Source organism: Intrasporangium calvum DSM 43043 (assembly GCF_000184685.1).
Lineage (GTDB): Bacteria > Actinomycetota > Actinomycetes > Actinomycetales > Dermatophilaceae > Intrasporangium > Intrasporangium calvum.
The window spans coordinates 232,065-253,697 of the sequence record NC_014830.1 but is presented as its reverse complement, the minus strand read 5'-3'; the positions used below and the strand labels follow the sequence as shown (position 1 = coordinate 253,697).

The following is a 21,633-nucleotide window of genomic DNA, read 5'->3' as shown; positions in this document are numbered from 1 at the left end:
GACGACGGATGAGCGACGAACCGGGCTGGGCGGCCCCCGGCCCTGCCCCCTCCGGCGGCACCGACCGATGGGTGCCGCCCGACGCGGGCTCGGTGCCGCCCGACGCGGGCTCGGCCCCGCCGCCACCGCCGCCCTCGGGCGGGTACCGCCCCGCTCCGCCACCTCCCCCCGCTCCGCGGCTGGAGTACCGGCCCGGGATCATCCCGTTGCGCCCGCTCACCCTGGGCGAGATCTGGAGCGGGGTCTTCGCCACCGTCCGCGGCAACCCGGGCGCGACCCTCGGCCTGGCGCTCCTGACGACGGCGCTCGCCCTGGTGCCCGCGACGGCCCTCGCCATCTGGCTCGCCGGCCAGGACCTCGGCCTCGCTGCGGTCCTCAGCGCCGACCCCTTCGGCGACCCGAACCTCAGCGCGGGCGCGTACAGCGACGCGACGTTGGCGTCGTACGTGCCGGGCCTCGCGATGTGGGTCGTCTCCCTCCTCCTGCCGCTGTTCGTCGCCCTGGTCATCGGACACGCCATCCAGGGCCGGAAGGTCACCCTGGGGCAGACCTGGCAGCAGACTCGCGGCCGCATCCTTCCCGCGATCGGCACGACGCTCCTCATCGTGGCGATGTTCGCCGGGGTCATCGTCGTCGTCCTCCTGGCCGCCGCCGGAACCTGGGCCTCGGGTGACGGCGCGGGCAGCGTGGCACTCACGGTGCTCCTCGTCGTCGGGTTCGCAGCCGCTGCCGTCTACCTGTGGGTCAAGGTCAGCTTCGCCGTGACGATCGTGGTGCTCGAGTCGGCCGGTCCGCGCCGTGCGGTCCGCCGGTCGTGGGGGCTGACCGGTGGACGACCGTTCTGGCGGATCTTCGGGATCCGGCTGCTGACGGCGATCGTGGCCTCGATCGTCGGGTCCATCGTCGCGACACCCATCGGCCTCATCGCCCTCTTCGCAGCGGATGATCCCGACGCCACGTCCATGGCCTGGGTGCTGCCGCTGACCCAGGCCGTCTCGCTCCTCGTCCAGGGCGTCCTCGTCACCCCCTTCGTCTCCGGCGTCGACTCGCTCCTCTACGTCGACCAGCGGATCCGTCGCGAGGGGCTCGACGTGCAGCTCATGCAGCAGCTCCCCACCTCACCGAGCGGCTGACCGTGCACGTCTGGGCCGTGTCCGTGCCGGTCGACCCCTCGGCCGAGGAGGCTCGAGAGTGGGTGCTGCGAGAGCTGTCCCGCCCCGAGTACGCCGACGAGCGCGGCCTGCTCCAGCGGCTGCTCGACTGGGTCGGTGACCTCGTCGACGAGCTGCTGCGGCACGACCCGGGAGCCCTGCCGGGGTGGGTGCTGCCCGTCGTGCTGGCGCTCCTCGCGGCTCTCCTCGGCGTGGTCCTCGTCACGAGGCTCGGCCGGGAAGCGGGAACACCCCGGGGCGGCGCGGGTGGCGTCCTCGACGAGCCGCACCTCGACGCCGAGGCGTACCGGGCGCGGGCGCGGGCTGCCTACGCCGTCGGTGAGGTCGACGACGCGGCGACGGACTGGTTCCGGGCCATCGCTGCCTCCGCATCGGAGCGAGCCGTCATCGACGAGAGCCCCGGCCGGACCGCCCACGAGGTGAGCGTGGCCCTCGCAGCGCTCCTGCCCGAGGAGGCGCCGGCTCTGAGTCGCGCCGCCGACCAGTTCGATGCCATCCGCTACGGAGACGCCCACGTCGACGAGGCGGTCGCCCGGTCCATCGCCGATCTCGACACCCGGCTCGCTGCCTCCCGGCCGTTTCTCCGGCGCACGAGGGTGACCCCGTGAGCACCCGGCTGCCGGAGGCCACCGCCCTGCCCGCCCTGCCCGCCCTGCCGGGTGGGTCCCCGGCCAGCGCCGGGCCCCCGGCGCGACGTCGCTGGGGCCTCGCCGCCCTCCTCGCCGTTGCCGGGATCGTGGCGGTGGGTCTGCTGGCGGTCCTCTCCGGTGGAGCTGGTCGCTCGGGGACGCTGGGTGACCCGGACAGTGCCTCGCGGAACGGGTCCCGAGCGCTCGCCGAGGTCCTGCGTCAGCAGGGCGTGCAGGTCGAGGTCGTGCGGACGATCCGAGCCTTCGAGGCCGCGCGGGTGGACCCGAGCACCACCGTGGTCGTGGGGTCCTTCGACTACCTGGGCGAGGCGGCTGCCGAGCGCACCTCCCGGCACTCGTCATCCGCTCGCCGGCTCGTCCTGCTCGAGCCCGGGGACCTCGCCCTGGGCGACCTGGGTGTCCCTCTCGTGACGACCGGAGGGGGGCGGGCAGAGCTGACCGGCGGGTGCAACTCCGACATCGTCGAGGCCGACGACCGGCTCGACGCCACGACCACCGTCTACGCATCTGCCGACGACGACGGGCCGGCCCTCCCGCGCGGCGCGACGGGCTGTTTCCCCGAGAAGCAGTCGGGCGTCGCGCTCGTCGTGCTGCCTGCGTCGGGCGCCCAGCCCGAGACCGTGGTCCTCGGCTCGGCTGACGCCCTGACCAACGCGCGGGTCGGCGACGCCTCCCACGCAGCGGTCGGACTTCGCTCCCTCGGCAACAGCGAGCGGCTCGTCTGGTACGTGCCCGGCCTCTCCGACCTGGATGTGGCTGACGCCAGCGGCGAACATCGCTCGTCCGACCGAGGGGTGCCGGACTGGTTCGACCCCGGCGTCCTCCTGCTCGTCATCGCGTTCATCGCCTTCGCGCTCGCGCGTGGGCGGCGGCTGGGCCGGATCGTCACCGAGCCGCTGCCGGTCGTGGTGCGCGCCGTCGAGACGACCGAGGCCCGGGGGCGGCTGTACCGCCGCGCCGGTGACCGGGGCCGAGCGGCCAGCAGCCTGAGATCGGGGACCCGGCACCGTCTGGCGGCACGGCTCGGTCTGCCCACCCCGACCGTGGGGTCGGACCTGGTCGAGGCGGTGGCCCGGGCCGCAGGGCGTGGCACCGCGGAGGTCCGTGCGCTGCTCGACGGCCCCGCCCCAACGAACGACAGAGACCTGGTGCTGCTCGCCGAGCAGCTGGCCCAACTCGAGGAGAACGTGCGACGCGCATGACCGACCACACCACTGACACCCCGACCCATGATCCCGGGCGCCCCGACGACGCCGGACGGGCCGCCCTCGACGCACTGCTCGCCGTCCGGGCGGAGGTCGGCAAGGCCGTCGTCGGGCAGGAGGCGGCCGTGACCGGTGCCATCGTCGCGCTCCTGACCCGGGGCCACATCCTGCTCGAAGGGGTTCCGGGGGTGGCCAAGACCCTCCTCGTCCGGGCCCTCGCAGCCGCGCTCGACGTCACGACCAAGCGAGTGCAGTTCACCCCCGACCTCATGCCCGGCGACGTGACCGGCTCGCTCGTGCTCGACCCGAGGACGAGCGACTTCACCTTCCGGGAAGGACCGGTCTTCACCAACCTCCTGCTGGCCGACGAGATCAACCGGACGCCGCCGAAGACGCAGTCCGCCCTCCTCGAGGCGATGGAGGAACGGCAGGTGACCGTGGAGGGGACCGCCCGGCCGCTGCCCCGTCCGTTCCTCGTCGCAGCCACCCAGAACCCCGTCGAGTACGAGGGCACCTACCCGTTGCCCGAGGCCCAGCTCGACCGGTTCCTCCTCAAGGTGAGCCTGCCCCTGCCGGCGCGAGAGGACGAGGTCGAGGTCCTGCGCCGCCATGCGACCGGCTTCGACCCCCGGGACCTCGCCGCTGCCGGCCTGACAGCCGTGGCCGGGCCGGCCGACCTCGCCGCGGGGTCCGCCGCCGTGCAGCGAGTCGTCGTCTCCCCCGAGATCACGGGTTACATCGTCGACATCGCCCGGGCGACCCGCACCTCCCCCTCCTTGGCCCTCGGAGTCAGCCCGCGCGGGGCCACCGCCCTGCTCGCGACGAGCCGGGCCTGGGCGTGGCTGCACCGGCGCGCCTTCGTCACCCCCGACGACGTCAAGGCGATGGCCCACGCGACGCTGGCGCACCGCCTCGCCCTCCGTCCCGAGGCCGAGCTGGAGGGAGTGAGCGTCGCAGCCGTGCTCGACAGCGCGCTGGGCTCCGTGGCGGTGCCTCGGTGAGCCGGCGGAGTGGGTGTGAGCCATGGTCCTGACGGGCCGGGCCGCCCTCGTGGTCCTGCTCGGCGCGGTCGCCGTTGCCTGGCGTCCGGGCGTCGGAACGGTGCTGCTGTGGACGCTCGGAGTCCTCGTTCTCGTCCTGGCCGATCTCGCCCTGGCGCCCTCCCCGCGTGGTCTCGTGATCGAGCGGTCGGTGGCGCCGCTGGTCCGGCTCGGCGAGGCCGTCACGAGCGAGCTGCTGGTGACCAACCCGGGCCGGCGAGCGGTCCGAGGCCAGGTCCGGGATGCGTGGCAGCCGTCCGCCGGGGCGGAGCACGACCGGCACGACCTGCGGCTCCGCTCCGGGGACCGCGTGCGGCTGACCACCCGGCTGCGCCCGACGCGGCGGGGTGACCGGCACGCCGACCTGGTGACGCTGCGCCTGCACGGACCCCTGGGCCTCGCCGCCCGCCAGGCCTCCATCACCGTCGCCGGGACGATCCGGGTGCTCCATCCCTTCCACTCGCGGCGCCACCTGCCGAGCAAGCTGTCCCGCCTGCGCCAGATCGACGGGCGCTCCGCCGTCCGCCGGCGCGGCCAGGGCACCGAGTTCGACTCCCTGCGCGACTACGTCGAGGGCGACGACGTGCGGTCGATCGACTGGCGGGCCACCGCCCGGCGAGGGTCGGTCGTCGTCCGCACATGGCGGCCGGAGCAGCACCGTCGCATCGTCGTCGTCGTCGACACGTCGCGGACCAGCGCCGGCCGGGTCGGCGACGTCCCCCGCCTCGATGCGGCGATGGACGCCACCCTGCTCCTCACGGCGCTCGCGGGGCACGCGCACGACCGCGTCGACGTCATCGCGGGGGATCAGCGGGTGCGCGTGCGGGTGATCGGGTCGACCGACCGGACGAGCCCGCTCGCCGAGGTGGTCTCCGCGCTCGCGCCGATCCAGCCGGCCATCGTCGAGGCCGACTGGTCCGCCCTGGCGTCCGCCGTGGTCAGCCGCCACCACCAGCGATCCCTCGTCGTGCTGCTCACCCCGCTCGAGCCGGCGGCCATCGAGGAGGGTCTGCTCCCCGTCATCCCGACGCTCGTCGCACGGCACCGGGTCGTCCTCGCCAGCGTCGCCGATCCTGCGGTCGGAACCCTCCTGGCCGAGCGCACCACCGTGGCCGACGTCTACGGCGCCGCGGCCGCGGAGCGCACCATGGCCCGACGGGAGCGCGTGGCGGCCGCCCTCGCGCGGCTGGGCGTCGACGTCATCGACGCCGAGGCCGATGAGCTGCCGGCCAGGCTCGCCGACCACTACCTCTGGCTCAAGAGCGAAGGCCTCCTCTGACCATCGAAAGAGCACTTCGTCCCCCTTGGTACGAAGTGCTCTTTCGATTGGCCGGGGGACGAAGTGCTCTTTCGATTGGCCGGGGGACGAAGTGCTCTTTCGATGGGGTTTGGGGGTCAGCCGACCACGGGGGCGGCGTCGCCCACGGCCGCGCGCGACACGTCCCCGGTCGCCCCGCCCCGGAAGGCTCGCCGTCCGACCACGAACACGTAGGCGAGGAACGCCCCCTCAGCGAGGACACCGATGAGGATCCGCGCCCCGGTCGGCAGGGCGGACGGCGTGACGAAACCCTCGATGATCCCGCTGACGAGCAGCACCGCGGCGAGCCCCAGCGCGATCGCGATGACGGTGCGCCCCGCCTCGGCGAAGGCAACCGCCCGGGGCCGCGGCCCCGGCTCGATCCACGACCAGAAGAGCCACAGCCCAGCCCCGCCCGCGACGAATACCGCGGTCAGCTCGAGCAGCCCGTGCGGCAGGATCATCCCGAAGAAGAGCGAGGCGCGGTCGTGGCTGGCCATGAGCGCGCCGGCGACGCCGAGGTTCAGGGTGTTCTGCCAGAGCACGTAGACGACGGGCAGGCCGAGCACGCCGAAGACGATGCACTGGGCCGCCACCCACGCGTTGTTGACCCAGACGAGCGTGGCGAACTCGTGGTGCGGAAACTCCCGGTAGTAGTTCTCGAAGTCGGTGCCGACGTAGGCGTCGATCTGCGCGCGCGACATCACCGACGTGTACACCTGCGGGTGCTCGACGGTCCACCAGGCGACGAGCACCGCGGCCACGAGGTTGAGGGCGAGCGTGCCCAGCCACCACCGCCGCAGCCGGTAGAGCGCCGCAGGGAACGTCCGCACGAAGAACGCCCCGAGGTCAGCCCACGTCGACGAGCCTCGTCCCGCCAGGGTCACGCGGGCCCGGCTGAGGATCGTCGACAGGTGCCGGATCAGCGTCGGGTCGGCCTCGCCGGAGCGGATCAGCGACAGGTGGGTCGACACCTGCTGGTAGAGGTCGAGCAGCTCGTCCGCCTCGCCGCCGGTCAGCCGACGCCGCCGGCTCAGCTCGTCCAGCCGGCTCCACTGGGCCGAGTGCGCGGCGACGAGCGCGTCGAGGTTCACGCGGTCACGATATAGCCCACTCCCCGCTGGGCCTGCGGCCATGAGGTCGTATGCCGCTGGGCCGGGTCGGGTGCGTACGCTGCCTCCCATGACGGCTGGGTCACCGACGAGGCAGGGCTCGCGGAGCTACGCCCCCGAGGAGTCGGTGACCGGTGAGGGCGTCGCGCTCGAGGTGCCCGTCGCGAGCATCGGCACCCGCGTCCTGTCCGGCCTCATCGACGTCGTGCTGCACGTCGGGCTGCTCGTCGGCGTCTTCTTCGCGGCCGGGGCCCTGACCGGCCAGTCCTCCGAGGCGGTCTCACGCACGGCCGTCATCGTGTCCTTCGTCGCGGTGCTCGTCGGTGTGCCCACGGTGTCGGAGACGCTGACCCGCGGGAAGACGTTGGGCAAGCTCATCACCGGGCTGCGGGTCGTGCGGGACGACGGTGGACCGATCTCGTTCCGGCACGCGCTGGCCCGGGCTCTCGTGGGGTGGGTCGAGGTGTACCTGCTGACCGGGGTGGCGGCCGTCATCGCCGCCCTCGTCACGGCCCGGACGAAACGGCTCGGGGACCTCGCTGCCGGCACCTACGTCATCGCCGAGCGAAGCCGTCTGGAGCTGCCGTTGCCACCCGTCGCGCCACTCGCCCTGGAGGGCTGGGCCCGGCGAGCCGACATCGCGCCGGTGGCCGCTGACCTGGCCGTGGCCGTCCGACAGTTCCTGCCCCGGGCCCGGCTCCTCGTGCCGGAGGCGAGGCAGGCCCTGGGCCGTCAGCTGCTGGCCCGGGTGCTGCCGCTCGTCGCTCCTCCGCCCCCGCCCGGGAACGACCCCGAGGCGATCCTCACGGCGGTGATGGCCGAGCGCTACCGCCGGGACCTCGAGCGGTTGCACCGCGAGCAGGCCCTGCGAGAAAGAGCCCTCCCCGATTCGAGGTGATCGATCGAGAACGGGCTCGATCGATCACGTCGACCCTGCGAGAGGTGAGGGGGTGCTGGGTTCAGCCGGCCCGGCGGCGGCTTCCGGCGCGGGTGCCGGCCGAGAACGCCGCTGCTCCACCGCCGGAGCTCGTCGAGTACACCGTGGCGCTGCCGCCCTGCCGGCCCCGTCCACCGTTGCCGCCGGCCCCGGCGCGGGCACCGGCACTGCTGCCACTGCTGCCACTGCCACCACGGCGCCCGCTGCCGGACGCGGCCGAGGAGCCGGAGCCGCCCGCAGCGGCGGACCCACCGGACCGACCCGCCCCGCGGCCACCACCGGCGCGACCACCACCGGCCCGACCGCCACCGGCGCGACCCTGCCCGGCCCCGTCCCGAGCACCGGTCCCGCGGGACGATCCGGATCCACCTTGTCTGCGAGCGCCACCACCCACGGTGGGGACGGCCTCCCGGACGAGCCCAGCGGCATACGACCGCTCACCGGGAGCGAGCTCCACGAGGAGGGGGTGTCCCACCGCAACGCGCGTCGTCGTCGGCTTGATGCCGGCCTTGCGCGTCAGGTCACGGACGTCGCGCACCTGGTCGTCGAGCATCATCGTCACGACCGTGCCGTCAGCCCCCGCACGCGCGGTGCGACCCGAGCGGTGGAGGTAGGCCTTGTGCTCGACCGGCGGGTCGGCGTGGATGACGAGCGCCACGTCGTCGACGTGGATGCCGCGGGCTGCGATGTCCGTCGCGACGAGCGTCTGGGCCCGACCGCTGTGGAAGTCGTCCATGTTGCGGGTCCGCGCGCCCTGGCTGAGGTTGCCGTGCAGCTCGACGGCCGGAACTCCCGACGAGTTGAGCTGCTTGGCAAGCTTCTTGGCCCGGTGCTTGGTCCGCGTGAAGACGACCTTGCGGCCCGGGGCCGCGGCGAGGTCGAGGATGACCGCCAGGTGCGCGTCGGAGGTGACGTGCAGGACGTGGTGCGCCATCGTGGAGACCGGCGACTGGGCCGAGTCCGCCTCGTGGGTGCGGGGGCTGGTGAGGAAGCGCTTGACGATGACGTTGATCGCGCCGTCGAGCGTCGCGGAGAACAGCATCCGCTGGCCCGTCGCCGGCGTCTTGTCCATGATCCGCCGGACACCGGGGAGGAAGCCGAGGTCGGCCATGTGGTCGGCCTCGTCGAGCACGGTGATCTCGACCGAGTCGAGGGACACGTGGCCCTGGCCCATCAGGTCCTCGAGACGACCCGGGCAGGCGACGACGACGTCGACGCCGCGGCGCAGGCCCTGCACCTGCGGGTTCTGGCCCACGCCACCGAAGATCGTCAGGCTGTTGAGGCCGGCCGTCGCGGCCAGCGGCGCCAGGGCCGTGTCGATCTGCGTGGCCAGCTCACGGGTCGGGGCGAGAATGAGCGCACGAGGTCGGCCCGGGCTGCGCCGGGTCGGCGCCGCGGCGAGACGGGCCACGATCGGCAGGAGGAAGGCGTACGTCTTGCCCGAGCCGGTGCGGCCACGGCCGAGGACGTCGCGACCGGCCAGCGAGTCGGGGAGGGTCGCGGCCTGGATCGGGGTCGGCGTCGTGATGCCGAGGTCGGCCAGCGCCGCGGTGAGGGCGGACGGCACGCCGAGCGCGCCGAAGGTCAGGTCAGTCGTGTCGATGGACACAGGTGGGGACTCCAGAGGTCAGAGAATGGTCGTTCTGCCCGGCGCGAGGCCACTCCGAGACGGAGGGCCAGTCGCGGCGCAAGAGCGAATCGACTGGGGCGAGAGCGATGGGTCCCACCAAGAAGAGATGGCCCGAGGCAGAACTGGGCGGGCCACTGAGGTCAACGGTAACGGACGGTGGGCGGTTTCCTCGCATCCGCCCGTCCAGCGGGAGGATTTCGCTCAACTCGGACGCAACACAACGGTTCGGTTGCGCCCATGGGCACGCGCGCTGGAAGGTGGCAGTATCGGCGTTCTCAAACAGCACCACGGACGCCCCCGTCCGAACCGTGGAAGGACCACTCATGCGTCGCTTGCCCCTCCTTGCCATAACCGGCATGGTTGCTGTCGGGCTCACCCTCTCGGCCTGTGGCTCTGACAGCCTCGAGCCGGGCTCCGGGTCCCCCAGCTCCCCGTCGGCCAGCACCCCTGCCTCCACCGGCTCGGCAGACGCGGCCCTTGCCGAGAAGGTTCCGGACAAGATCAAGAGCGCCGGCAAGATCATCGTCGGCATCGACGCGAGCTATGCGCCGAACGAGTTCATCGGCAACGACGGCAAGACCGTCGAGGGGATGGACGTCGACCTCTTCAACGCCGTCGCCGCCAAGCTGGGCGTCACGGCCGAGTACCAGAACGCCGGCTTCGACACGATCATCCTCGGCGTGACCGGCGGCAAGTACGACGCCGGAGTCTCGAGCTTCACCATCAACGACGACCGCAAGAAGGAAGTCAACATGGTGAGCTACTTCAACGCCGGCACCCAGTGGGTCGCCAAGACCGGCAACCCCAAGAACGTCGACCCGAACAACGCCTGCGGCCTGACGATCGGCGTCCAGAAGGGCACCGTCCAGGAGACCGACGACCTTCCGCTCAAGCAGAAGGCCTGCAAGGACGCCGGCAAGCCCGACATCACCCTGGTGGTCCAGGAGAAGCAGGACCAGGTCACCGCGGACGTCGTCTCCGGCAAGACCGACGCGATGCTCGCCGACTCCCCCATCGGGCTCTACGCGGTCAAGCAGACGAACGGCCAGCTCGAGGCGGTCGGCGACATCTACGACGCCGCCCCCTACGGCTTCGTCGTCCCGAAGGACCAGGCCGACTTCGCCCAGGCGATCGCCGACGCACTCAAGGCGCTCAAGGCCGACGGCACGTATGACGCCGTGCTCAAGCAGTGGGGCAACGAGAGCGGTGGCATCACGGACTTCGCCGTCAACCCCTGATGAGTGTGTCCCCTGAGCAGACTCCTCAGGTGTCACTCGGGACCGAGGACCGGCCGGGCGCGATCCACGCCCGGCCGGTCCCCCACCCGTGGCGCTGGGTCGCCCTCGCGGCCATCGCCGTCGTCGTCGCCATGGTCGCGAGCTCGTTCCTGACGAACGAGCGGTGGAACTTCCCGCAGGCGCTGCGGATCATGAACTTCAACCCGGTCCTCGAGGGGCTCCTCAAGGGAACCCTCCTCGGCACGGCCGGGGCGATGGTGCTCGGCGTCGTCTTCGGCGTGGCGATCGCGGTCATGCGCCTCTCGGCCAACCCGGTGCTGCGAGGGGTGTCGTTCGTCTTCACGTGGTTCTTCCGTGCGATCCCCCGCTACGTGCTCCTCGTCATGATGGGGAGCATCGGGTACCTCTACCCGGATCTCGCGCTGGGGCTGCCCTTCGGCCAACAGCTCGCCGAGTCGCTCGGGTGGGGCACCGACCTGACCTTCGCGACGGTCGACGTCAACCGGTTCAGCACCGGGATCAGCACCGGGATCTTCCTCGGCATCATCGGGCTCGGTCTGTCCGAGGCCGCCTACATGGCCGAGATCGCCCGCGCCGGCATCCTGTCGGTCGACAAGGGCCAGGCCGAGGCCGCGCAGGCTCTCGGCATGAGCTCGGGCAAGACGATGCGCCGGATCGTCCTGCCGCAGGCGATGCGCGTCATCGTGCCGCCCACCGGCAACGAGACCATCGCCATGGTCAAGGACACCTCGCTGCTCACTGCGATCCCCGTGCAGATGGAGCTCTTCAACCAGACCCGGATCATCGGCACCCGCACGTTGCAGATCATGCCGTCTCTCGTCGCCGCGGTCGGCTGGTACCTCATCGTCTGCTCGGTCCTCATGGTCGGCCAGTACTACCTCGAGCGCTACTTCGGGCGCGGGTTCGGCGAGACCCGCCGCCAGGCGCGCAAGGCCCAGGCCAAGCGCGCGGCACGCCCGGCCGGGATGGGAGGGGCCTGATGACGACCACGACGAACCAGCAGGGCCGGCCGGACCAGCGGACCCGCGCCGACGGGAGCCAACCGCTCGTGCGCGCCGTCAACGTGACGAAGTCCTTCCACGGCAACGAGGTGCTCAAGGGCATCGACCTGACCGTTCACCGGGGCGAGGTCGTCGTCCTGCTCGGCCCCTCCGGCTCCGGCAAGACGACCTTCCTGCGCTGCATCAACCAGCTCGAGACGATCGACGGCGGCCGGATCTGGGTCGACGGCGACCTCATGGGCTACCGCGAGGACGAGAAGGGACACCTGCACCACCTGACCGACAAGCAGGTGTCGGCGCAACGTCGCGACATCGGCATGGTCTTCCAGCGGTTCAACCTCTTCCCGCACAAGACGGCCCTCGAGAACGTCATGGAGGCGCCGATGCAGGTCAAGGGCGTCAGCAAGGCCAAGGCGAGGGCCCGCGGCCTCGAGCTGCTCGAGCGCGTCGGTCTCGCGGACAAGCCGAAGGCGTACCCCGGGGCCCTCTCCGGTGGCCAGCAGCAGCGCGTCGCCATCGCCCGGGCCCTCGCCATGGACCCCAAGCTGATGCTCTTCGACGAGCCGACGTCGGCCCTCGACCCCGAGCTCGTCGGCGAGGTGCTCCGCGTCATGCGCGACCTCGCCGAGGCCGGCATGACGATGATCGTCGTGACGCACGAGATGGGCTTCGCGCGTGAGGTCGCCGACCACGTCGTCTTCATGGACGCCGGCGTCGTCTGCGAGGAAGGCACCGCCCGGGACGTCATCAGCAACCCGCAGCAGGAGCGGACCCGCTCCTTCCTGCGCCGGATGCGCTCGGAGGAGCAGCAGGAACGGCGTGACGAGCAGGAGCAGGAGCAGGTCGAGCCCGCCTGACCTCCGTTCGAGTGGCCCCTCGTCCACAGGTGGACGGCGGGGCCACTTGATGTTTGATTGGGGCTCATGACGACGGAGTCACCGGCCCCCGCCCTGCCCGACCACGAGATCCCGACCCTCTCGGTCGACGAGCTGCGCCACCTGCAGACGGAGCGGCTGCGCGCGACGATCTCAGCGGCATACGCCAACGTCCCGCACTACACGGCGGCGTTCGACGCGAAGGGCCTGACGCCGGACGACATCCGGTCGCTCGACGACCTCCGCAGGCTGCCGTTCCTCGCCAAGGCCGACCTGCGGGACTACTACCCCTTCGGGATGTTCGCCGTGCCCCGGACCGAGGTCGTGCGAATCCACGCGAGCTCCGGCACCACCGGCCGCCCCACGGTCGTCGGCTACACGAAGCAGGACATCGACACGTGGGCCGACCTGATGGCCCGCTCGATCCGCTTCGCCGGCGGCGGCCCGGGCGACATCATCCACGTCGCCTACGGGTACGGCCTGTTCACCGGCGGGCTCGGCGCGCACTACGGGGCGGAGCGGCTCGGCGGCACCGTCGTCCCCGTCAGCGGCGGCATGACGGAGCGGCAGGTGCAGCTGATCCGGGACTTCGGCGCAACGGTGATCCTCGTGACGCCGAGCTACTTCCTCTCGCTCATCGACCAGATGGAGTCCGAGGGGATCGACCCGCGGTCGACGAGCCTGCGCGTCGGGATCTTCGGGGCGGAGCCGTGGACCGAGGCGATGCGCCGCGAGATCGAGGAGCGCACGGGGATGGACGCGGTGGACATCTACGGCCTGTCCGAGGTCATGGGGCCCGGCGTCGCCCAGGAGGCGGGCACGACGAAGGACGGCCTGCACCTGTGGGAGGACCACTTCTACCCCGAGATCATCGACCCGGTCACCGAGGAGGTCCTGCCCGACGGCGAGTTCGGCGAGCTCGTCCTCACCTCGTTGACGAGGCAGGCGATGCCGGTCATCCGCTACCGCACCCGGGACCTGACCCGCCTCCTGCCCGGGACGGCCTGCCCGTCGATGCGCCGGATGGAGAAGGTCACCGGCCGCTCCGACGACATGATGATCATCCGGGGGGTCAACGTCTTCCCCACCCAGATCGAGGAGTTCGTCCTCGCCGAGCCGCGCCTGTCCCCCTACTTCCAGTGCGTGCTGCGCCAGCCCGGCCGGATGGTGGAGCTGACCGTCCTCGTCGAGCCGGTGGAGTCGCTCGGCGACGCCGACGCCGACGCGATCGCCCGTCACCTGCAGCACGAGATCAAGACGAACATCGGCACCTCGTGCCGGGTCGAGGTGCGAGCGCCGGGGTCGATCGAGCGGTCCATCGGCAAGGCGCGGCGCATCGTCGACGAACGCCCCAAGGGGTGAGGGTGGGACACGCGGACGCGCTTCCCGTCCCCTCGCCCGTCCCCTCCGCCGTATGCCGCTGAGCTCGCCGGGTGCCCCCCCGTCAGGTCCCAGCGGGGGCGAGGCTGCGGTTGATCGCCCGGATGAGCGGAGGACCACCGAAGATGAAACCCGTGTAGACCTGCAGGAGGGACGCCCCGGCGTCGAGCATCCGGTGCGCGTCGTCGACGCTCGAGATCCCGCCCACGCCGATGACCGGCAGCTCCGGCGCCTCGCGGTGGATGAAGGCGACGACCTCGCGGGCCCGCGCCGTCAAGGGGCGCCCGGAGAGCCCGCCGGTCTCCACGTCGGCCACCGGCCGGTCGGCGGCGGCGACTCCGCCTCGGGAGACCGTCGTGTTCGTCGCGATGAGACCGGAGACGCCGTGGTCCGCGCAGACCTGCAGCACCTCCCCGATCGCCTCGTCCGTCAGGTCCGGCGCGATCTTGACGAGCAGCGGGGTGCCCTGCGCCTCGGCCGCCAGCGCCCCGACGAGCTCGTCGAGAGCGGCGCGGTCCTGCAGCCCCCGCAGTCCCGGAGTGTTCGGGCTGCTGACGTTGACCGCGACGTAGTCGGCGAAGCGGCGCAGCGCCCGGAATGAGTGGAGATAGTCCTCCACCGCGTCCTCGACCGGCGTCACCTTCGACTTGCCGATGCTGATCCCGAGGGGCACGCCGAGCGGCCCGACGGCGGTGAGCCGCGCCGCGAGGGCCTCGGCCCCGTCGTTGTTGAAGCCCATCCGGTTGATGATCCCGCCGCTCTCGCGGAGCCGGAAGAGGCGGGGCCGGGGGTTGCCGGGCTGGGCGTGCCGGGTCACGGTGCCGACCTCGACGTGGCCGAAACCGAGGGCCGGCCAGGCCCGGAGCGCCACGCCGTTCTTGTCCATCCCGGCAGCGAGCCCGACGACGCCGGGAAAGCGGACGCCGAACACGGTCCGTGGGGCCTCGACGGTGTTGAGGCGGCGGAGCGCCGCCACCGCCGGCGGGACCTTGGCCAGCGCGGTCAGCGCACCGATGGTCCGCTCGTGCGCGATCTCAGGGTCGCCACCACCGAGGCGGAACAGGGCCGGACGGGCGACGCGCTCGTAGATCACGGCCCACATGCTCCCATGTCGGACCGCCACCCGGGTCAGGAGCTGCGGAGGGCCGAGCGGACCAGGTCGACCGCGGTCGCGTCATCCACGCCGGCCTCCCGGGCGGCTACGGCGTACCTCGCGGCCAACGCCGCCAGGGCGACGTCGGCCGTGTGCTCCCCCGAGGCGACGACGGTGCCGGCCCGTCCCCTGGTCTCGACGAGCCCGGCCGCCTCGAGCTCCTTGTAGGTGCGAGCCACGGTGTTCGCCGCGAGCCCGAGGTGGGCCGCGAGCGCCCGGACCGTGGGCAGCCGGTCCCCGGGCAGGAGCCGGCCCGAGCGGATGAGGGCGGCGAGCTGGGCGCGGACCTGCTCGAAGGGCGGCTCCGCCGATGCCGGGTCGATGGTGATGCTCAGGTCGTTCGGACCAGTCATGACGCCCTCCCGATGCTCGGCTCGATGCCTCATTGAACCAACTCCCCTGGGCGCCGCCGAGGGGGAGGGCGGGAGGGTGCCCAAGGCCACCGTCCCGCGGAACGGAACTCAGCGGCATACCGGCTACTACATACCGTAGTATCTACTACCACACGTAGTTTGCCGCATGCCTTCCCGGAGACCTCATGGATGCCACCGACCTTGCGAGATGGCAGTTCGCCATCACGACCGTGTACCACTTCCTGTTCGTGCCGATCACGATCGGGCTGTCCGCCGTCGTCGCCTACTTCCACACGCGGTGGGTGCGCACCCACCGCCCGGAGTGGCTGCGGCTGGCCAAGTTCTACGGCAAGCTCTTCACGATCAACTTCGCCCTCGGGCTCGTCACCGGCATCGTCCAGGAGTTCCAGTTCGGGATGAACTGGTCCGACTACTCCCGCTTCGTCGGAGACATCTTCGGCGCACCGCTCGCGGTCGAGGCGCTCCTCGCCTTCTTCCTCGAGTCCACCTTCCTCGGCCTGTGGATCTTCGGCTGGGGCCGGATCCCCGAGCGGCTCCACGCCGCGACGATGTGGATCGTCCACATCGGCACCCTGCTGTCGGCCTACTTCATCCTCGCCGCCAACTCGTTCATGCAGAACCCGGTCGGCTACCGGTACAACCCCGACACCGGGCGCGCCGAGCTCACCGACTTCTTCGCGCTGCTGACCAACAAGGTGCAGCTCGTCACCTTCCCGCACGTCATCCTCGCCGCCTACATGGTCGGCGGCGCCGTCGTCATGGGCGTCGCACTCCACCTCATGCGTCGCGAGGCCCTGCCCGCCGAGGGCGTCGACCCGGCCGACCGGCTCGCCTCCGGGGACGCCTCGCTCTACCGCACGGCGGTCCGCATCGGCGCCGTCGTCACCCTCGTCGCGGGGCTCGGCGTCGCGGTGACCGGTGACATCCAGGGCAAGATCATGACCGAGGTCCAGCCGATGAAGATGGCCGCCGCCGAGGGCCTCTACGAGTCGGTGCCCGAAGGCCAGGGCGCGCCGTTCTCCGTCCTCACGCTCGGCACCCTCGACGGACAGCACGCCAACCCGATCATCGAGGTCCCCGGCCTGCTCAGCTTCCTCGCCACCGGTGACGTCAACGGTGCGGTCGCGGGCATCCTCGACCTCAAGAACGAGTACGCCAAGACCTACGGCGAGACCGGCAACCCGCTCGTCGCGGACCCGGCCACCGACTACGTCCCGAACATCCCGACCACCTACTGGACGTTCCGTCTCATGATCGGCGTCGGGATGGCGGCAGCCGCGATCGCCCTTGCCGTGCTCTGGCTGACGCGGAAGGGGCGCACCCCCACGCAGCGCTGGCTCTTCTGGGCCGCCGTCGCCGCGCCGCTGCTGCCCGTCCTCGGCAACTCGTTCGGCTGGATCTTCACCGAGGTGGGCCGGCAGCCCTGGCTCGTCTTCGGGCTGATGACCACCGCCAGCGGCGTCTCCCCCTCCGTCTCCGCCGGCGAGGTCATCGCCTCGATGGTCGGCTTCACGCTCCTCTACGGGGCGCTCGCCGTCGTCGAGATCAAGCTCTTCCTGCACTACGTCCGGCGTGGCGCCGACCCGTTCGAGCAGCCGCAGCAACCGAGTGAGCGGGACGAGGACGCACCCCTCGTCTTCGCTTACTGAAAGGACCGTCCACCATGGATCTCGCCACCTTCTGGTTCATCGTCCTCGGCGTCCTCTGGACCGGGTACTTCGTCCTCGAGGGCTTCGACTTCGGCGTCGGCATCCTCCTGCCGGTCCTCGGCCGGACGAAGGGAGCCGTCGGCGCGGCCGCCGTCGACGCCGAGAAGCGCCGCCGCGTCCTGCTCAACACCATCGGCCCTGTCTGGGACGGCAACGAGGTCTGGGTCCTCACCGCCGGTGGCGCGACGTTCGCGGCCTTCCCGCACTGGTACGCCACGCTCTTCAGCGGCTTCTACCTGCCCCTGCTCCTCATCCTCGTCGCGCTGATCCTCCGCAACCTCGGTTTCGAGTACCGCCACAAGCGCGGCGGCGCGGAGTGGAAGTCGCGCTGGGACCTCGCGATCTTCTGGGGTTCCCTCGTCCCTGCCTTCCTCTGGGGCGTCGCCCTGACGAACATCGTCCGCGGGGTGCCGATCGACGCCGACATGGAGTACACCGGCAACCTCTTCACGCTCCTCGGCCTGGTCCCGATCCTCGGGGGCCTCACCTTCGTCGCGCTCTTCGTCACGCACGGGGCGATCTTCGTGGCGCTCAAGACCGACGGCCCCATCCGCTCTGACTCCCGGCGCATCGCTGAGCGGATGGGGCTCGTCACTGTCGTCCTCGCCGTCGCCCTCCTGCTCCTCCTCGGGATCAGCGACGGCACGGCGGCCTCGTGGGCGACGACCATCGTCGCCGCGGTCGCGCTCCTCGGCGCGCTCCAGGCGAACCGGGCAGGGCGGGAGGGCTGGGCCTTCCTCGGCACGGCGGTCACCATCGCCCTGGCCGTCGCGACCTACTTCCTCATGCTCTTCCCCAACGTCATGCCGTCGTCGACGAACCCGGCGTGGAACCTCACGGTGGACAACGCCTCGAGCTCCGACTACACGCTCAAGGTGATGACCGTCGTCGCGCTCATCTTCACGCCGCTCGTGCTCGTCTACCAGGCGTGGACGTACTGGATCTTCCGCAAGCGCCTCACCGTCGGCCACATTCCTGAGGACGTCCTGCCAGACCGGCCCGACCAGCCCCTGCAGCGGGTCGGGTGATGCCTGGATGAGGCCGTTCGACCCGCGCCTCCTCCACGTCGTCCCGGCGGCGCGGAGGCCGGTGGCCGCCCTGGCGGCGATCGGGATCGCGACCGGAGTCACCACGATCGCCACGGCGTTCGCCCTCACGGGCGTCGTCGTGGCGGTTGTCGATGACCGTCCGGTTGCCGCTCCCGCCACCTGGCTCGGCATCCTCTTCGCCATCCGGGCGGTGCTCGCCTGGGCGACCGAGGTCGTCGCCGCCTGGGCGGGCGTCAGCGTGTCGACCGCCCTGCGCTCCGCCCTGGTCCGACGCTGGGGCGCGGGTCCGGCTGCGGCCGGCAGCGCCCCCGTCGACCAGGCGACCGCGCTCTCCCTCGCCACCTCGGGAGCGAGTGCGGTCGAGCCGTACGCGGCTCGCTACCTCCCGACCCTCGTCACGGCGGCCGTCGTGCCGGTCGTCGCGGTCCTGGCGCTCGCCGTCGTCGACTGGCCGAGCGCGCTCATCGTCGTCCTCACGGTCCCGCTCCTGCCGCTGTTCGCGGCCCTCATCGGCCGCGCGACGGAGGACTCGACGCAGCGCCGCTGGGCAGCCCTGGCGAGCCTGTCCGGGCACTTCCTCGACGTCGTCCGGGGTCTGCCGACGCTCGTCGGCTACGGGCGGGGGCGGCGCCAGGTCGAGGTCGTCCGTGAGGTCAGCGAACGCCACCGCCGGGCGACGATGGAGACGCTCCGTATCGCGTTCCTCAGCTCGGCCGCGCTCGAGCTCCTGGCGACGATCAGTGTCGCCCTCGTCGCCGTGACGGTGGGCCTGCGCCTGTCGTATGGCTCGATGGACCTCACCCCGGCCCTCGCCGCGATCCTCCTGGCCCCCGAGGCGTACTGGCCGATCCGCCGGGTCGGGCAGGAGTTCCACGCCGCCGCCGACGGCGCGACCGCGCTCGACGACATCCTGGGCGCCCTCGCTGACCCGCCCTCCCCGTCCCCGACCGGCGCCCCGTTCGCCCGGGTCGACCTCAGGGACGTCAGCTACACGTATGCCGCTGGGCTGGCTCCCGTGATCCGTGACCTCGACCTCGTGGTCGGGTCGGGCCTCTACGCCATCACCGGCCCCTCGGGAGTGGGCAAGACGACGCTCCTCGACCTCATCGCGGGTCTCAAGGCCGCCTCGTCCGGTTCGCTGACGGCGCCACCGTCGCACTACGTCACTCAACGACCGTTCCTCGCCGCGGGCTCCATTCGCGCCAACCTCACCCTCGCGGACGACGCCGAGCGCAACGCCCGGTCCGACGACGCCCTCTGGCAGGCGCTCCGGACCGTGGGCCTCGACGGTGTCGTCGCCGGGCTTCCCGAGGGGCTGTCGACGAGGCTCGGGGACGACGGCTTCGGCCTCTCCGCCGGTCAGCGGCAACGACTCGCGCTGGCCCGCGCCTGGCTCGCCCCCGAGCCGCTGCTGCTGCTCGACGAGCCCACCGCCCACCTCGACCCCGAGGTCGCCGACACCGTCAACGCGCTCATCGTCGAGCTCGCCGAGCGCCGCATCGTCGTCGTCGTCACGCACCGCCCCGAGCTCGTCGCCGTGGCGGACGAGCACCTCCACCTGCTCCCGCTGCCCGAGCCGGATGGACCGCGCGACGACCTGGCCATCCCCGGGCTCACCCCCGGCGTCCGGCCGGAGGTGGCCCGGTGACGGGGCCGGTCCGCCCCGGCTCGGCCCCCGAGCACCGCGGCCGCATCGCGCTCGCGGGGCTGCTCGGCGGGATCGCGACGGCCTCAGGCGTGGCCCTGACCGCCACGTCGGGGTGGCTCATCGCCAGGGCGGCCGAGCGGCCCCTCATCCTCACCCTGATGACGGCCATCGTCGCCGTGCGCACCTTCGGCATCGCCCGGCCCGTGTTCCGCTACTGGGAGCGCCTCGTCAGCCACGACGCGTCCCTCGCGACGCTCGCCGCCCGGAGGTCAGCGGCATACGAGGCACTCCTCCCGCTCACCCCGGCCCGGCTGGGGCGGCGTCGCCGCGCGGACGTGCTCACCGCCGTCGTCCACGACATCACCGACGAGGTCGAGGCGCAGGTCCGGGTCACCGTGCCCGTCGTCTCCAGCGCGGTCGCCGGCGCCCTCGCGATCGGCTTCACCACGGTCATCGCGCCGCCCGTCGGCCTCGTCGTGGCCCTGGTCTGCGTCGCCGTCGCGCTGGTCAGCGTGCTGGCGCACCGGACCGAGGCGCGCACGCTGGGAGCCCTCGTGGCCGCCCGCGCCGAGGTGGTCAGGGTCAGCGAGCTCGTGACAACCCAGGCCGACCAGCTGCGGGCGATCGGGGCCTGGGGGACGGCCACCCGCTGGCTCGACGAGGCGCACGACGACGTCGCACGCGCCACCCGGACGGCCGTTCGCGGCCGAGCGCTCGCCGCCGGCACCTTCCTCCTCGTCGTCGCGACCGCGACCATCGCCACCGCCGCCGTTGCCACCGGGCTCGAGCTGTCGAACCCGGTCAAGGCGCTGCTCGTCCTCACGCCCGTCGCCCTGGCCGACGCCATCGCCCCGCTCGCCGACGCGATGCGGGCCCGGGCGCAGGCCGGCGCCGCCGCAGCACGCACCGACGCGCTCCTCACCCAGGACCCCGCCGTCCACGACGCCGGACGGGCTGGGCCCGACGGCGCCGACACCGGACCGGAGCCGTTCGGCGGCCTGCGCCTCGAGGCCGTCACGGCGAGCTGGGGAGGGTCGGGCGGGTCGGCCGTGCCGGGCGACGAGCAGGCTGACGGGCCGGTACTGGGCCCGTTCGACCTCGACCTGTCGCCCGGCGAGACCGTTGCGGTCGTCGGGCCGAACGGCAGCGGGAAGTCCACCCTGCTCGCCGTCCTGGCCCGGCACCTCGACCCCCGTGCCGGACGGTACGAGACTGCGGCGGACGGGCGGCTCCGCGACGTCCTCACCGAGCCGCTCGACCGGGCCCGCGCGCGGGTCGCCGTCGTCGACGACGAGCCGCACGTCTTCGCGACCTCGGTGCGCAACAACCTCACGCTCGCCCGCCCCGGCGCGACTGACGAGGACGTGCTCCGGGCCCTGGACCGTGCCGGCCTCGGCCGACTCGTTCCGAGCCTTCCGGACGGACTCGACACCGTCCTCGGGGCGGGCGGCCGTGGACTGTCCGGCGGTGAGCGAGCCCGTCTCGCCATCGCCCGGGCTCACCTGAGCCGTCGGCCCGTGATCGTCCTCGACGAGCCGGTCGCCCACCTCGACCCCCCGACCGCCCGCAGTGTGCTCACGGACCTGCTCGCACAGCGGCGCGACACCGGCGACGGCGGACACCCCGCTGTCGTTCTGGTCACACACCGGCCTGAGGGGCTTCACCTCGTGGACCGCGTTTTCACTGTCACCCATCCGCACAGGTAGATTGGAAGCATCATGGCCAGCAACCCACCCACCCGACTCGGTGACCTCGAGCGTGCCGTCATGGAGCACCTCTGGGTCTCGACCGAGGCGCACCCCGAGGGTCTGACGGTGCGCGATGTCCATGACGCGATCGGCGTCACGCGGGGCCTCGCCTACACCACGCTGATGACCGTCCTCGACCGCATGGCCAAGAAGCAGCTCGTCACCAGAGAGCGAGACGGCCGCGCCTGGCGCTACCTGCCCGCCTCCTCCCGCGACGAGCTGACGTCCGAGGCGCTCCACCACACCCTGGGTGAGCTCGCCGGATCCCAACGTCGCAGCGCGCTGCTCCGCTTCCTCGACCAGTCCACCCCCGAGGAGCTCGACGAGCTCCGTGCGGCGCTGGCTGACCTCGAGCAGCGTGAGGGCACGCACCAGACCGGCTAGCCCTCGAGTC

General features: G+C 72.2%; 19 protein-coding genes. 15 read left to right on the top strand and 4 right to left on the bottom strand.

Going from position 1 to position 21,633, the window contains the following annotated elements; translation table 11 throughout:
* Positions 1–8: 8 nt before the first annotated feature.
* From INTCA_RS19350 to INTCA_RS01165, 5 genes are read left to right on the top strand one after another with little or no spacing between them, the layout of a single operon-like run.
* On the top strand, positions 9–1,133 hold the full coding sequence (locus tag INTCA_RS19350) for a DUF7847 domain-containing protein (RefSeq protein ID WP_013491114.1): 1,125 nt from the start codon (positions 9–11) through the stop codon (positions 1,131–1,133).
* Between the two features lie 2 nt (positions 1,134–1,135).
* Positions 1,136–1,780 carry a DUF4129 domain-containing protein gene (locus INTCA_RS01180; RefSeq protein ID WP_013491113.1) on the top strand — a complete coding sequence of 215 codons (645 nt, stop codon included), beginning with the start codon at positions 1,136–1,138 and terminating at the stop codon, positions 1,778–1,780.
* Positions 1,777–3,024: a DUF4350 domain-containing protein gene (locus tag INTCA_RS01175; protein ID WP_013491112.1), complete on the top strand. Its 1,248-nt coding sequence runs from the start codon at positions 1,777–1,779 to the stop codon at positions 3,022–3,024. Before INTCA_RS01180 ends, INTCA_RS01175 begins: the two co-directional genes overlap by 4 nt.
* Positions 3,021–4,028 (top strand): AAA family ATPase, encoded by a 1,008-nt coding sequence (locus INTCA_RS01170; RefSeq protein ID WP_013491111.1) that lies wholly within the window; start codon positions 3,021–3,023, stop codon positions 4,026–4,028. Before INTCA_RS01175 ends, INTCA_RS01170 begins: the two co-directional genes overlap by 4 nt.
* Before the next feature lie 22 nt (positions 4,029–4,050).
* Positions 4,051–5,346 (top strand): DUF58 domain-containing protein, encoded by a 1,296-nt coding sequence (locus tag INTCA_RS01165; protein WP_013491110.1) that lies wholly within the window; start codon positions 4,051–4,053, stop codon positions 5,344–5,346.
* Positions 5,347–5,462: 116 nt separating this feature from the next.
* On the opposite strand, the gene INTCA_RS01160 is transcribed toward INTCA_RS01165, so the two are convergent.
* Complete coding sequence (locus tag INTCA_RS01160; RefSeq protein WP_013491109.1) at positions 5,463–6,458, bottom strand: stage II sporulation protein M; 996 nt, start codon at positions 6,456–6,458, stop codon at positions 5,463–5,465.
* An 88-nt stretch (positions 6,459–6,546) separates the two neighbouring features.
* Here INTCA_RS01160 and INTCA_RS01155 point away from each other — a divergent pair, with 88 nt between their 5' ends.
* Entirely contained in the window at positions 6,547–7,374 is an 828-nt protein-coding gene (locus INTCA_RS01155; protein ID WP_083807830.1) for an RDD family protein, read from the top strand.
* Positions 7,375–7,435: 61 nt separating this feature from the next.
* Here INTCA_RS01155 and INTCA_RS01150 read toward each other — a convergent pair whose 3' ends face one another.
* On the bottom strand, positions 7,436–9,022 hold the full coding sequence (locus tag INTCA_RS01150) for a DEAD/DEAH box helicase (RefSeq protein ID WP_013491107.1): 1,587 nt from the start codon (positions 9,020–9,022) through the stop codon (positions 7,436–7,438).
* Between the two features lie 344 nt (positions 9,023–9,366).
* On the opposite strand from INTCA_RS01150, the gene INTCA_RS01145 reads away from it, so the two are divergent.
* The 4 genes from INTCA_RS01145 (at position 9,367) to paaK (ending at position 13,540) form a co-directional block, all read left to right on the top strand.
* Positions 9,367–10,281: an ABC transporter substrate-binding protein gene (locus INTCA_RS01145; protein ID WP_013491106.1), complete on the top strand. Its 915-nt coding sequence runs from the start codon at positions 9,367–9,369 to the stop codon at positions 10,279–10,281.
* Positions 10,282–10,310: 29 nt separating this feature from the next.
* Positions 10,311–11,282, top strand: a complete 972-nt coding sequence (locus INTCA_RS01140; protein WP_041307091.1) for an amino acid ABC transporter permease — start codon at positions 10,311–10,313, stop codon at positions 11,280–11,282.
* Positions 11,282–12,160, top strand: a complete 879-nt coding sequence (locus INTCA_RS01135; RefSeq protein ID WP_013491104.1) for an amino acid ABC transporter ATP-binding protein — start codon at positions 11,282–11,284, stop codon at positions 12,158–12,160. The genes INTCA_RS01140 and INTCA_RS01135 overlap by 1 nt, the downstream gene beginning before the upstream one ends.
* Before the next feature lie 66 nt (positions 12,161–12,226).
* On the top strand, positions 12,227–13,540 hold the full coding sequence (gene paaK, locus INTCA_RS01130; protein WP_013491103.1) for a phenylacetate--CoA ligase PaaK: 1,314 nt from the start codon (positions 12,227–12,229) through the stop codon (positions 13,538–13,540).
* An 82-nt stretch (positions 13,541–13,622) separates the two neighbouring features.
* Here the strand turns inward: paaK and INTCA_RS01125 are convergent, their stop codons facing one another.
* Both INTCA_RS01125 and INTCA_RS01120 read right to left on the bottom strand, forming a co-directional pair.
* Positions 13,623–14,660 carry a quinone-dependent dihydroorotate dehydrogenase gene (locus INTCA_RS01125; RefSeq protein WP_218916282.1) on the bottom strand — a complete coding sequence of 346 codons (1,038 nt, stop codon included), beginning with the start codon at positions 14,658–14,660 and terminating at the stop codon, positions 13,623–13,625.
* Between the two features lie 26 nt (positions 14,661–14,686).
* Entirely contained in the window at positions 14,687–15,064 is a 378-nt protein-coding gene (locus tag INTCA_RS01120; RefSeq protein ID WP_013491101.1) for a GntR family transcriptional regulator, read from the bottom strand.
* Positions 15,065–15,249: 185 nt separating this feature from the next.
* Here INTCA_RS01120 and INTCA_RS01115 point away from each other — a divergent pair, with 185 nt between their 5' ends.
* Genes INTCA_RS01115 through INTCA_RS01095 form a run of 5 tightly spaced genes read left to right on the top strand, consistent with a single transcriptional unit; the run spans position 15,250 to position 21,623 of the window.
* Positions 15,250–16,734 (top strand): cytochrome ubiquinol oxidase subunit I, encoded by a 1,485-nt coding sequence (locus INTCA_RS01115; protein WP_013491100.1) that lies wholly within the window; start codon positions 15,250–15,252, stop codon positions 16,732–16,734.
* A gap of 14 nt (positions 16,735–16,748) precedes the next feature.
* On the top strand, positions 16,749–17,822 hold the full coding sequence (gene cydB, locus INTCA_RS01110) for a cytochrome d ubiquinol oxidase subunit II (RefSeq protein WP_013491099.1): 1,074 nt from the start codon (positions 16,749–16,751) through the stop codon (positions 17,820–17,822).
* Positions 17,823–17,829: 7 nt separating this feature from the next.
* A complete protein-coding gene (cydD, locus tag INTCA_RS01105; protein WP_013491098.1) occupies positions 17,830–19,491 on the top strand; it encodes a thiol reductant ABC exporter subunit CydD in 1,662 nt (553 codons plus the stop codon).
* Positions 19,488–21,197 (top strand): thiol reductant ABC exporter subunit CydC, encoded by a 1,710-nt coding sequence (gene cydC, locus INTCA_RS01100; RefSeq protein WP_013491097.1) that lies wholly within the window; start codon positions 19,488–19,490, stop codon positions 21,195–21,197. The genes cydD and cydC overlap by 4 nt, the downstream gene beginning before the upstream one ends.
* A 12-nt stretch (positions 21,198–21,209) precedes the next feature.
* On the top strand, positions 21,210–21,623 hold the full coding sequence (locus tag INTCA_RS01095) for a BlaI/MecI/CopY family transcriptional regulator (protein ID WP_013491096.1): 414 nt from the start codon (positions 21,210–21,212) through the stop codon (positions 21,621–21,623).
* Positions 21,624–21,633 lie beyond the last annotated feature (10 nt).